The 13367-nt window shown below is 53.7% G+C and carries 10 protein-coding genes; 2 read left to right on the top strand and 8 right to left on the bottom strand.

What is annotated here, in order from left to right:
* Positions 1–352 precede the first annotated feature (352 nt).
* Entirely contained in the window at positions 353–577 is a 225-nt protein-coding gene (locus FHS27_RS09485) for a hypothetical protein (RefSeq protein WP_184304481.1), read from the bottom strand.
* Between the two features lie 56 nt (positions 578–633).
* Positions 634–1071 (bottom strand): MarR family winged helix-turn-helix transcriptional regulator, encoded by a 438-nt coding sequence (locus tag FHS27_RS09490; RefSeq protein WP_246419347.1) that lies wholly within the window; start codon positions 1069–1071, stop codon positions 634–636.
* 1125 nt (positions 1072–2196) lie between these two features.
* Between FHS27_RS09490 and FHS27_RS09495 the strand changes: the two genes are divergently transcribed.
* Complete coding sequence (locus FHS27_RS09495; RefSeq protein WP_184304483.1) at positions 2197–4719, top strand: alpha/beta hydrolase-fold protein; 2523 nt, start codon at positions 2197–2199, stop codon at positions 4717–4719.
* A gap of 337 nt (positions 4720–5056) precedes the next feature.
* Positions 5057–6133 carry an integrase core domain-containing protein gene (locus tag FHS27_RS09500; RefSeq protein WP_184304485.1) on the top strand — a complete coding sequence of 359 codons (1077 nt, stop codon included), beginning with the start codon at positions 5057–5059 and terminating at the stop codon, positions 6131–6133.
* 11 nt (positions 6134–6144) lie between these two features.
* Here the strand turns inward: FHS27_RS09500 and FHS27_RS09505 are convergent, their stop codons facing one another.
* From FHS27_RS09505 to FHS27_RS09530, 6 genes are all read right to left on the bottom strand, one after another.
* Positions 6145–7296: a XylR family transcriptional regulator gene (locus tag FHS27_RS09505; RefSeq protein ID WP_184304487.1), complete on the bottom strand. Its 1152-nt coding sequence runs from the start codon at positions 7294–7296 to the stop codon at positions 6145–6147.
* 152 nt (positions 7297–7448) lie between these two features.
* The gene (locus FHS27_RS09510) at positions 7449–8714 is read right to left on the bottom strand and encodes an alpha/beta hydrolase (RefSeq protein WP_221224978.1); all 1266 of its coding nucleotides are present in this window, start codon (positions 8712–8714) and stop codon (positions 7449–7451) included.
* A 79-nt stretch (positions 8715–8793) separates the two neighbouring features.
* Positions 8794–10164 carry a Gfo/Idh/MocA family protein gene (locus FHS27_RS09515; RefSeq protein WP_184304488.1) on the bottom strand — a complete coding sequence of 457 codons (1371 nt, stop codon included), beginning with the start codon at positions 10162–10164 and terminating at the stop codon, positions 8794–8796.
* Between the two features lie 62 nt (positions 10165–10226).
* On the bottom strand, positions 10227–10790 hold the full coding sequence (locus FHS27_RS09520) for a flavodoxin family protein (RefSeq protein ID WP_184304490.1): 564 nt from the start codon (positions 10788–10790) through the stop codon (positions 10227–10229).
* Positions 10791–10848: 58 nt separating this feature from the next.
* Entirely contained in the window at positions 10849–11298 is a 450-nt protein-coding gene (locus FHS27_RS09525) for a MarR family winged helix-turn-helix transcriptional regulator (RefSeq protein ID WP_246419350.1), read from the bottom strand.
* Positions 11299–11376: 78 nt separating this feature from the next.
* Positions 11377–13266: an endo-1,4-beta-xylanase gene (locus FHS27_RS09530; protein ID WP_184304492.1), complete on the bottom strand. Its 1890-nt coding sequence runs from the start codon at positions 13264–13266 to the stop codon at positions 11377–11379.
* Between the last annotated feature and the right edge of the window lie 101 nt (positions 13267–13367).

Consider the following 13367-nt stretch of genomic DNA (forward strand, 5'->3'; position numbering starts at 1 on the left):
CTGGAAATGGTTAAGAAGATTCGGAGCGGTGATCGAGCCAAGACGGCTACTTAAAGTCCCTAAATCGTTCCTAGGTTTGATCTCAACGTGTGCGTCTATTTGAGCACTTGGTTCATCGTTGCATTCCCTTGCACAACATCCGGTAGGCGGCCCCCAACATCCTTCCCGGGCCGTCTCGGCGGAATCCACGCCATAGCAAGCGGAGAATTCACCCCCTAGAGTAATCAGTCCGGGCCCCTGCAGGAAACCCGCCTTTGACCAAAAGTGAAACGGGCGTTATCCACTCCCACCTCCCAACCGCCTCTGCGATAGAGCAAACGCAAGCCATCTTGCCGCCCTATTTCGAAATTCTTCAGACAACAATTGCCCCAACGACGACGGCACCATCCTGCTGCAAAAATGTGGTTCGTCGTTTTCCGAGGTAGAATGCCGTCACCAGCTTCGCCAATATCACCGGTTCGATCTCGGCGTGCTCGCGTTGTCTTGCACCTTCTGCAATCAGCTTTGCTATGCGCGGTGTGCCCCTCCTGCCCGAACCGTGCAGACCAAGCATCCCTATCATCAATGGTTCGCTCAAATCACACCGACACGCAACTTTGGGTGCAGATCGCTCTGAATGCGGGCGTGAGTGGGTTAAACCAAAGTCTTCTCTTTGCTGAGCGAATTGGGGATCAAGCGAAGCAACCGAATCAAAATCTCGGCTTCTTTCGGCGTGATCGCTCCATACATGTCGTCGCGAATTGACTGTCCAACTTTCCAAAGCTTGCGAAGCGTTCTTTTGCCGGTCGCCGTTAACTCCACGGTTTTAGCCCGCGAATCGGTCGGATGGGAGGCGCGCCGGACAAAACCATTCTTCTCGAGCAGTACTAACATTGCTCGAACCGTGCTGGGGTCTGACGAAATCCGGTCTGCTAGCTCTCGCTGCGTGAGCGTGCCAGTTTCTTCCAAGGCTAGCAAGAGAACAAACTGATCCGCTGTGACTCCGTGGGATGCAAACTTCGCCTCCGTGCAGCGGTGAAGAGCCATGTACGCAGCACGAAGCGCCAATGGCAGTTCACGTTCTTGATCCATAGATTCTTTGGTTCGCTCGGAGACCATTGGGTCAGTGACTCGTTTTCGGGACATACCTGTATGGCGGATTGCACCATCCATTTCGGATGGCGGGCCAAGAATTACGTCGTCGACTAGGACGTAACCCACCTGCCCACACATAATAAGCCGCAATTCGAGATAAGGAACATCCTTGGGATACCGTGCCAATGAACTTTCCTGCGGATGGGAGACTCAGGCACCTGAACAACTGCGAAAACACCGTGAGTGACAAACGTTCAGAAAACAAACGATTCCTAGCCTGAGGACCAGGCTGAACAGACCTCGAGACTTGCTAGCGCACCGAGTGGACACAATGGGCCCATGCGTGATTGGCGTTTGTCCTTGCTCTTTAACTGCAGCGAAATCCTCTCACTGGTTTCAACCAACATCCGACCTGACGCGAAGAGTCCCCGTACAGTTTTCCTCGGCCCCCAGTACCTGCGAAGTAGCCGCCGGACGAAAACTTCTTGCAAAAAGCACCGTCCACACCGTTAAGGTGCGGCAGAGCAATCAGCCCCCATCCGTTCGGTTCACGATTCCGTATAGACGATCCAGTGCAGCGGCCAAAACGATGTTTTGGCGATCCCGCGATGCTTCGCTCTTCCAAGTGGCGTGTCACAATTCGAAGCCAAATCGGAAATTTCTCCGAGATTTGCGGAACTTTCTGATGCTGGCTATGTTTATGCGTATACGCACGTTTTGCCCCTAAACGATCGGGCGTGAATTCCAAACGCCTCAACATCGGTTCGCGAGTCTTTAGGAAGCGGCAAGTAGAGCAAGGTTGGAATCAGCCTAAATTGCTTCATGACAATTCAGATTCGCACGAATGACGTGTTTCGTTTCTGGAATTCAAGTTTACCCAAAGGAAACGCACCGTCAGGTCAACACGTCACGAAGCTGCGGTATGCGACTCCGCAGGGCAAGTACGAAAGGACCAATCGATCAAGCTTCATCGGCATTCTCGACGTGAACTAAACCACCTGCATCCAACTCTCAATTCGGGTGCTCACGTTCGTCCTCAAGGCGACACAATATCGCGCACGCAGCCATCGACACCATTTTTCCATGCACGACTTCTCCCTCTCTACTCCTGAGGAACAATCGATGAGAATACCAATCCTACTGCTCACATTTTGCCTTTTGCAACTCTCGCACGTCGCTGCGCAAGACGAATCCCCAAACCGGGAACGCTCTCGAAGGGAGCGTCCTCGCGGTGATCTTGGCGGTCCGATCGAACTCGGGCGTGACGACAAGCAAACGTACGCGGATCCACCAGACCGCATTGTCGAAAAACGCGACGACATTCCGCACGGCAAACTCGAGATGATCGAATACGAGTCGAAAACCGTAGGCACAACACGGAAGATGAATGTCTACACACCGCCGGGTTACTCAGATGAAAAGAAATACCCGGTCCTCTATCTCCTGCATGGCATCGGTGGTGACGAAACCGAATGGCAACGATTCGCTACCCCCGACTTGCTGTTTGATAATCTGATCGCCGATGGCAAAGCAGCCCCCATGATCGTGGTCATGCCAAACGGACGTGCCCAGAAAAACGATCGAGCAGAAGGCAACGTGTTTGAATCGGCACCCGCATTTGCTGTTTTCGAAAGAGACTTGCTCGATGACGTGATCCCTGCGATCGAGTCTCGCTACTCCGTCGCCGGTGCTCAACAACATCGGGCCATTGCGGGGCTGTCCATGGGGGGCGGCCAATCGTTGAACTTTGGACTCACGCACCTGGACAAGTTTGCCTGGGTTGGAGGTTTTTCGTCGGCGCCAAATACAAAAGCCCCTGAGGAGCTGATTGCGAATCCCGAGAAAGCGAAAGAACAGCTTGAATTGCTCTACCTGTCGTGCGGAAACAAAGACGGTTTGATCCGGATCAGCCAGCGATTGCAACGATACTTAAAAGAGGAAGACATCCCACATATCTGGAATGTCGACTCCCATGGGCACGATCCGACCCACTGGCGAAACAATTTGTACCACTTCGCACAAATGGTCTTTCAACAAGATCCAGGACACTCGCCAACGGAAAAAGAGGCCGCCAGTGAATCGACGGAACAGCCAGCGGGCGATGAAAACGCCGATACTGCTACCGGTGTTCCCGAAGGAATCAAAGACGACTTTCAACCCGCATCGACCAACCAAGCCGGGAAAGAATATCCACAAGTAAATTCGCAGGGCCGAATTAAATTCCGCGTCGTTGCACCGGAGGCGAAAAGCGTTGCGACGACATTTCGCGACAGCACCGAGTTCGTCAAAGGCGACGATGGCGTTTGGACCGGATATTCACGTCCACTCGATGAAGGCTTCCACTACTACGAACTGATCATCGATGGTGCACACGTACCGGATCCTAATAGCAAGTACTACTTTGGTGCAATGCGTTGGGGAAGCGGGATCGAAATCCCCGCGCACGATCGCGACTTCTACGCGCTCAAGAATGTTCCCCACGGTCAAGTTCGCGAGATCTTCTTCCACTCAGAGAGCACAGACACCCAACGCCGTGCTTTAGTTTATACGCCTCCCGGTTACGACAGCGATCAAGACAAACGCTATCCCGTACTGTACTTGCAACACGGCTGGGGTGAAAACGAGTACGGCTGGAGCGTCCAAGGTCACGCCGGACTGATCATGGACAATCTGCTCGCGGAACAGAAAACGAAGCCATTCATCATCGTGATGACCTATGGGATGACCAACGATGTTCGCATCGGAGGTCTTCGTAATTTCGATATCAAACACTTCGAAACGGTTCTGGTTGACGAGCTGGTTCCCTTCGTCGATGCCAACTTCCGAACACTCACCGATCAACCGAACCGTGCCATGGCTGGCCTTTCCATGGGCAGCATGGAGACCAAGCTCATCACTTTGCGCCACCTCGACAAATTTTCGCATATCGGGCTGTTCAGCGGAGCCACGATCGGAAAAGAAGACGTTGAGAACACGGACAGCTTCAAAGATAAAGTGAAACTCGTGTTCGTCAGCTATGGAAGCAAGGAAGTCGGTGGCGAAGGACGGACGCGTCGAGGTGGCAACCCCGCCGAATCCGTGGCACAGTTGAAAGAATTAGGGATCGATGCCCACTACTATCTTTCTCCTGAAACAGCCCACGAATGGCAAACTTGGCGTCGCAGCCTGAAAGAGTTCGCTCCGCTATTGTTCCAACCTAAGAACAAACTCTCGGGCGTTTGGCATATTCAGTTCGAAAGTCCTTTTGGTCTTCAGACCTACCACTTGCATGTCGCTATCGAGGACTCAGGCGATGTGTCTGCACGAGCGGAAGTTGAGTCGCGAGACGAAGAGCGGAAGGTTGACTTCGTGGACGTGAAAGTCGACGGCGAATCGATTGTGTTCGCTGAAGTTCGTCAGTTTGGCGAGCGAGAATTTCGCATCGAGTATAGCGGCGAACTGAAGGGAAAGGACCTTGCGCTGACTCGATCGTTTGGGCAAAGAGGCAGCCAGGACTCAATCGCCACGCGAGACCTTCCCAAGCCGCCACCGAAAGAAGATGTCACCCCAGTGGTCGAAGTCAAAATCGATCGCATCATCAAAGACCTCCCCGTACAAAACCAATCCGGAGAGAGTCAGCGGATTTCGCAGGCTTTTTCGCATTGAATCCGGCTTTCGTAATGCGATTGCCGTCCCGTTTGATACGTCTTCCGTCGACGCAAATGCGAAATCTATGGGGGATGTTGCTGTTAACCGAAGCTGCTCTTTCTCGCATGTCTGCGAGTGGTTAACAGGGAGCGAGAATGTCGCCCGTAAGGGCTTCACCGCTGGCAATCTGTTCCGGTTCTTCCGAACGCCGCGGCCGAATTTTGGACGGCAAGCCAATCACCACGCACGCGGCCATTGCGGTGAGTTAATCGTTCCGTACGCTCGTCGTTTCAGCGGGGTAAAAAAATGTCGCCACTCCGATTGTCCCCGCATTTGCAAGGCTTTTCATCGCACGATGGCGAACATTGTCCACCCGCTTTTGACACTCTTGGCGTCGTTGACACGGCAGGAACTGGCCCAGCAGATTCGCTACCTCAAAGCGGAGAACGAGATCCTTCGGTCCAAGTTACCCGGCCGCGTCACGTTGAACAATCGTGAGAGAAAAATATTGGTCAAGCATGGCAAGAAGCTGGGCGGAAAGATCAAGGACGTGATGACGATCGTTTCATATTCAACGTTTCGGCGATGGGTTCGGAAAATGGAAGACAACACGCCGGCGTCCAAGAAAAAGTCAGCAAAGCGAGGCACCGGCCGTCCGAAGATCGAAGACGATGTGCGCGTAACAATCCTGCGGATTCGGAAAGAGACCGGGTTCGGCTACACAAAAATCCTGCAAGAACTGCGCCGAATGGGCGTCCACGTTTCTCGGCAAACGGTGAAAAACGTGATCGTCGAAGCCGGCCTTGCGCCCACGCCGGGTGATCACCCCGACACTTGGCACAAGTTTCTCAAACGACACGCCGATACGTTGTGGCAGTGCGACTTTGCGTGCAAAAAGAAGTGGACGCTGAAAGGTCTGGTCGATGTCTACTTCATGGTCTTCATCCACATCGGCACTCGGCAAATCTGGATCTCGCCTTGTACGGAGACCCCGAACGGTGCCTGGACGACTCAGCAGGGACGCAACTTCCAAATGCATCTACAGGACAACGACTTGAAGTGCGAGATCCTGATGCGTGATCGTGATTCCAAGTACATCGACTCATTTGACGAAATTGTCAAGTCGACTGGCGGCAAGATCAAACTGACGCCGATTCGGTCGCCAAATTTGCAGGCTCACGTTGAGCGAGTCATTCAGACGATCAAACACGAGGTACTTAATGCATTCTGCATCGTGACGAACGAGCACCTCAACAGCATCCTTCGCACCACCCAGAGCTGGTACAACAAACGCCGCGGCCATACCGAACGAGATCACCTTCCGCCGCTTCGGCAAGAGGTGACGTTTCCGCTAAGACCGTTCTCGAAGGACCAGGTGATTCGCGAGACACTACTTGGTGATCACTTAATGTCGTATCGCCGCACGGCATGAAGACAGTTCAGTCAAGCGTTTTTCCGTTTGTACTCACCAGGGGAAACGCCAATTTCCCGCTTGAACGCGGCGCCCAAATATTCTGAATGTTCAAATCCAAGTCGCTCAGCAATTTGGTGAACGGTCAAGTCCGTCTCACGCAGCAGCTCTTTCACCCGATTCATTCGAACCCTTTGAATCTCCTGGTGCGGCGTCCGCCCGACTAATGTTTTAAAGCGATGTTCAAAGACTCGACGCGACAGGTCAATGTTGTCTAAAACATCGATGACGCGAATGTTGGCTGATGCCTTCCGCCGAATGTACTGGAGGGCCCTGGCGATCTGCTCGTCTTCAATCGCGACTATATCCGTCGACTCGCGAAGCTGAATCCCTAGCGGTTGAGTGATCAGCGGTTCTTCGGATGTGAAAACTTCTCCGGACATCATTCTGTCGAGCAAACTTGCTGCCTCGTAACCGGTGCGATTGGTATCTGGAATGACGCTCGAGAGCGTCGGCTCAGACAATTCGCAAATCAGATGGTCGTCATCGACCCCCAGCACCGCGACTTCTGTCGGAACGGCAAGCTTCAACCGCCGACAAGCGTCTAAAACCTCTTGCGCCTTGAAGTCATAGCATCCCATGATTGCAACCGGGCGCGGAAGCCGGCGAACCCAATCCATGATCCGCCGCTTCTCAGCGACGGCGTCAAAGGCGCGGTCATAACGCGCGACGGATTGATACTCGAAAACCTTGCAATCAGATGCCTCAGCAAACTGCCGAAAGTGTTGGCAACGCTTGGATGACCATTGAAAACCAGCATCTCCGCAATAAGCAAGGTTCCGAAAACCTCGTGTAATAAAATGCTCGACTGCCAATCGTGAAATCGCTTTGTCTTCCGTGTCAGCCCAGGGAACCCCTTTGACGTGTCGAGCCGCACTGAGGTCAACGATTGGAACACCGCAGCGTTGCAATTGGCAACCGACTGAATCGGTTTCAATACGAGCGATGATCCCATCCCCGCCCCAGGTTTCTAACCAGGCGGGTGGCGGCGCACCGCGTTCCTGTTCGGTCAAGTAGACAGACCAATTTCCATGCTCTTTGGTGTACGAAATGACTCCTTGAAGTAAGCCTCGGCAGTAGCCGTTTGAGGTCTCTATCAGCAGGGCGACAGATCGTCGAGTCATTGGCTACAAAACAATTAGAGGAGAAATGCCGCGAGGAACATAATCCGTGTGAGCGGCATGCACTCGGCAGCACGATCTCAACCACCGGGAGTCGCCCGGACACCGCTCCTATTCTTGATCCATGGCCTGAATCAATTCAGACCCCACGCTTACTAAAGATGATCCTCAAAAAACGCACGCATCTTTGCTGCGTAGGGAACACCGTATTTCGCAAAGGTTGCTTTGACTTCATTGTTCGGCTTCCAGTCAAAGAATGCGTGACCGGCACCTTCGACTTGGTCGTAGATAACGGTTTGTCCTTTGCTTTGAAGTGCTTCCAGGAAAGCAGCCACCCCGTCGTCGCGGATCAAGAAATCTTTCGTGCCGCGAGTCAGGTATTGCGGAACTGAACGAACACTGGAATCCGGGATATGACTCTGTGGTGCCGTGGCTTCGGCAGCCTGCCCGCTCATGCCGCGTTGGAAACCCTTGAGCCCCTCTGCGGCAAAAACACCGTAACTTGGCGCGGCAGCTTTGATCGAAGTGAGCATTTGCTGACGCACGTCCTCTGCTGACTTGCCCCCTGGGAGATACGTAGGTTTGAAGTGGTAGATTCCCTCTCTCACACCAGAGCCACCGGAGCCGATCTGTTCAATCAAGATGGATGCGGCAGCGGACAGATGACCTCCGGCACTGTCGCCGGTCACGCCAATTCGACTTGCATCTCCACCGTACTGAGCGGCATGCTCCATGATGTGAGCGATCGCGCCGAAAACATCTTCGATCAGATTGGCCATTGAGTTAGGTTTTTCGTCGCCATCGTTGTCGCCGATCCAGCGGTAGTCTATGCTGCACGCGACGAGTGTGCCGTCCTTGGTCAGTTCGCGAGCCAACCCACGCATGATGTCTTCGTCATTGCTTGACCATCCACCGCCGTGGATGATGACAACGATGGGGAGATCCTTGGCACCCTTAGGACTGTAGACGTCATACTTGAGCTCCTTCTTGCCTGGTATGGCATATACGATGTTGTGCCTGAGATCGAAATGGGCGACGGCATCTGCCTCGATAAATGAGGCGCCGATGTGTTTCTCCTGATCAATCGTGAATTTGAATTCGTCAGTCAGCGACTCGTGGTACATCGCTCCCCAGCGACCGGGAACGGAATAGTAAATCGAATCCAGCGAGTAGCCTTCGGCTGGCTTGGCATGAACAGTCACTACAGTTCCCAGCTCGTACGCTCCATCATCTGATAGTGGCGGTTGAAGCTCGATTGAGCCATTCTCAATCGGGTCGAGTGTCACCTTGAAGGACTCTTTGTCAGTCGTGGCTAGGGTGGCTGACAAAAGGGGTGCAGACTCATCGGTTGGCTTTGTTTCTTGTGCCATGGCAGTAGCTGTCGCGATCAGGAGTGCGATAGCGGGCAATGTGGATTTCATTAGATTCCTCTTGTCTGATTTGGTTCTCAAGCCTCCGGAACCGCATCGATTCGCGGGGGCGTCCGGCGTTACAAAACCACTACATGTTGACCTCATAACCCTTGCGACTCTCTCGTGAAAGGAATGAGTTGGCTTCGTCGTCGCCAATGATCTCACGCTTGGTCGGATCCCAATTCAGCTCACGCCCCAAGCGGATCGCGATGTTTGCCAAGTGGCAAGTCTCGAGCATCCGGTTGTGTGTCCATACATCGGAGATCGGTTGTTCACGCGCACGCATGCCTTCGATGAAGTTGGCGGTATGATTCTCGCTGACAGGGCCGCCGTAGACTTTTTCAACTGCGTCCTCAGGCAACGGGTTGGTTTCCAAATCTTCGACCGGCTTTCCCGCCAGCCTTCCGCGATTAACGAAGAAACGACCTTTAGTTCCTTCAAACAAAATGCCGTTGTCGCCTTCGCTGGTGATGATCATTGGGATGTCGCCGGGCATGTTAACGTGGATCTCAAACTTGGTTGGCGAATTGTATTGATCGCTGACCGTCGGATAGCCATCCTTGTACTCGACCGGCAACGAGTAGCTGACCGGCGTCACCTTATCCGGGCCGGTTTCGCTCGCGCCCAGTGCCCACGTCGCAATATCTACGTGGTGAGCACCCCAGTCATTCATCTGGCCACCGGAGGTTTCGTACCAGTTACGCCATGCATAGTGACAATTGGTGTAAAGCGGTACGCCGCCACCATAGCCTCGACGCATTTCGGTCCCCGCTCTGTATGGAACCTTGGGGGCTGGGCCGAGCCACATGTCCCAATCCAGGCCTTCAGGAGGATCGATGGCTGGGATCACGGGCGAACCGGTAGCACCGTTGATTCCACAGGTGACTTTGCGAATCTCCCCGATCCGTCCTTCGCGGATCAGTGCGATGGCTTTGAGGAACCGGTGCTGGTTTTCAGTCCGCTGCATGGTTCCGACTTGGAACACTCGCCCGGTTCGTTTGACGATCTTTTCGATCAACTTGCCTTCGTCGATCGTCAAGGTCAGCGGCTTTTCGCAGTACACGTCTTTGCCAGCGAGCATAGCTTCGACGGAGATCTTGGTGTGCCAGTGATCTGGGGCTGCGATCATCACCGCATCGATGTCTTTGCGGTCAAGCACTTCGCGGTAGTCTTTGTATCCCTCAGCTTTCTTGCCGGTTTTCTTCTCAAGCTTTTCGTTGATCGTTCCCAGTACATTGGCATCGACGTCGGCAAAGGCCGCGAAGTCCGCAAACTTGGTTGACTTGTCCGTGATCGTCCACCCTTGGTTTCGCAGTCCAATCGTGGCAAAAACGGGACGTTCATTCGGCGAGTCTTGCGCGTGTGAAGCGGAACTGGTGCCTATAAAGACGCCAGCCGCAGTGGCGGCGGTTGCCGTTTGAAGAAAATCACGTCGGTTGAATCTTGTTTGCGGCTTCATTGCGGAACCTCGTTAAGAGAACGGGAAAAAGGAACGGGAAATGTAGAAATCGTACTTGGGATTTATTTGCCTAGGTCTTTAAAGCGTTCGTAGGACTGGTTCAAAGGATGTGCCTCTGTTCGTCCATGAATCATGTTTGCCGTCCACTCCGACAACCTTCTCCCGAGTCGGCGACAGGCCTCTTGCACTCGTTCCTCCTCAGGGGCGCCCGCGGATATGGCTCCGTAGTGAGCCGAGAATTTGATGCCGGAGTAATCGGTCAAGCCGAAAACGAGAAAACCGTAGTTGATCAGAATGGACAGCAATGCCATGCAGGTCCATTCCTGGCCGCCACCCCAAGCTCCGGCGGAAGAAAAGACGCAGCCGATCTTTCCATCGCGTTTTCCCCAGTTTTCGATGGGTTGCCGGTCCCACCACTGCTTCATCTGCCAACTCACGCAGCCGTAGTTGGTCGGAGAGCCGAGCGCGAGTCCGTCACACCATTCCAGGTCCGTATGATCGGCCTCTTCAATGCTACGCAGTCGGACTTCAATATCGTCTAGCTGCTGCGCACCTTCAGCCACCAGCTCCGCCATACGTTGAGTGTTCGTGGTATTTGAATGGTAAAGGACCAAAATCTTCGTCATCGAGCTTTCAGTTTGTGCGTGATGAATTCCTAAAAATCGGCGATCTTACCGACGGACGCTATACAAGTGATTTTTCTTGATTGAGCGTGGAAGTGATGTTTCTTAACTGGCAGATCAGCGTGTCCACCTCATCCGGCGTCATGCACCTGTACATTTCATCGCGGATGGATTGCCCGGCTTTCCAAAGCTTGCGTAGCTTTCGTTTTCCGCTGGCGGTCAGCGCTACGGTTTTGGCGCGGGAATCGGTCGGGTGGCTTGCCCTTTGGATCAGTTCCATCTTTTCCAGTAACACCAGCATCGCTCGAACCGTACTCGGGTCAGAGGAGATTCGGTCGGCCAGTTCACGCTGCGTTAATGCTTGGCCCTCGGAGAGTGCCAATAGAAGCACAAATTGGTCAGCGGTCACGCCATGCTGAGCAAACGCTGCTTCCGTGTTGCGGTGAAGCGCCATGTAGGCCGCACGCAACGCTAACGGCAACTCTCGCTCTTGCTGTGTGGATTCCTTCATCTATTCAAGCGACTCCTACGCGAAAGAAAATGTCTGATGGCCACCCTCGCCGATCTATGGGCGTTCGTGATGCGCCCATCATGGATCGGTCTCCGAAGGGACACCTGTCGGATTAGGCGCATCATCGGTCGCAGCTGGTGGACCAAGGATTCCTTGAAAGATCGGTCTTAAAGCGGAAGCCCAGACTTCGTAGGCGGGTCGTTCAAGATGCAAACCATCGCTGGAATACCCAGGCAGGAAACGCCCCTCTGCATCGGTTAGTTGAGCGTTGAGATTGAGAAACAGAATCTGCCGATCATTCGCCAGCGACTGAAGGCGAACATTGATCTCTTTGATCGTTGGAGTGAGCGCCGCGTTCTGGTCTCGCGGGAACAGTCCGGTCAACACGATGACTGCGTCTGGGCAACGCTTCGAGAACTCGTCGGTGATCGCTACGATACCATCGACGACGTCATCGATGGTTGCTTGCTTCGCTGAGCCTTGCCAGGGCAGATTGTTGGTTCCCGCTTGCAGCACGACGATCTTCGGGCTCAACGCGTCCAGCTCCCCGTTTCGCATCCGCCAGAGAATATTGTGCGTGTTGTCACCACCCCAAGCAAAGTTGGCTGCATTCCATCCGTGAAAGCTCTCTTTCCAGTGTTCGAGCAAATGCGGATAGTCCGTTGCGCCCCATCGACGCGTGATTGAATCGCCTTGGAAGTATATATCGACCTTTCCCTGTTTGGCCTTTCGCAACAATTGCTCGTGCGCCGCCCGCGACATCCAATCGGTTCGCTCGTGAGGGACGTGGCCCGTGCCGGTTTGAATTGGCTTGGCTCCGACTGGGTTGGAATCGCGAAGCACTTTAATGACTGCGTCATAAACCGGCTTCGGTTCTAGCTCCCGATCGAACAAGAGCGGATAGTTGGTTCGATCCCAGGGAAAGTAGTTCAGCCAACTTTGGCCGTCGTGCAAGTTCCAAAACGAAACGCGTGCGATTGTCTCCTGGTATTCATCGAACAAGCGAAACAAAGTGACATATTGATCCGTCGCTCGCTGTTCAACATCTCTTGGCAAGCCGTCCTTGTAGGGATCGAACTTCCTCAGTTCCTCGCGGTACTTTCCCTCTTCGGCCCACCATTTTCCACGAGTGACGACATCGATATCCAACTCAGAGATCACAACTTGGATGTCCAGTTCCCGAAGTGCCGCGAACGTTTCCCTCAGTTGCGTAATGGAGTCATCACCCAGTTCAAAATGGCCCTGCATACCGTAAGCATCCACAGGGACGCCGCGCTCTTTTAGCTCCGTAAGCAACCGAATCAGCTTCTTGCGTTTTCCCGGGAAGTGACAGTTGTAATCGTTGTAAATGAGCAGAGCATCGGGATCGTGTTTGCGCGCGGTGCGAAATGCCGTTTCGATGAAGTCGATTCCCGTTGTGGTGCTGTACACCGATTCGCGGAGATAGCCTTCGTCTCCGTCCGCCAGTGCTTCATTGACGACGTCCCACATCGTTGCCGACTCATGATAGCGACCGACAACGGTGGCGACGTGATCTTCAATTCTCGCGAGCAATTCGGCTCGCGATACAGCGTTCCCATCTTTGCCGCGCTTCATCCACTCGTCGGTTCGATCATCCTTGGCCCAAACCAAGCAATGACCGACAACTTCCAGATTGTTCTGACTAGCGAACGCGACGAAGCGATCCGGTGCGGCGAAGTTCCAGCGATCTTCCTCAGGATGAATGCCCTGCGGCTTCATGCAATTCTCAGGTGTAAGAATCTGAAACTGTTCGCGAATCAAGTCGCTGCATTTCGGGTCCGTGAGAATCCGTTCACTCACCCCAACGCCAATCTTAAAGCGATTGCCGACCACTTCTTTCAATGTGGCCGTGTCAGTTGGTCCGATGCTCTCTTGGGCGACTGAAGCACCCACAACGACCAAGGAGAGTGTGAAAGATAGAATGACAAGCAAAGATCTGAATCGCATGAGGTGCCTGTGTTGATAATTGCGCTGCTTGCGTCTTCCCTACACGCGAGCCGGATCGTCTGACGAGATCACCGAGACGAGGCCGTGAAATAACTCCACTT

The organism is Aporhodopirellula rubra (genome assembly GCF_014192335.1).
Classification (GTDB): domain Bacteria; phylum Planctomycetota; class Planctomycetia; order Pirellulales; family Pirellulaceae; genus Rhodopirellula; species Rhodopirellula rubra.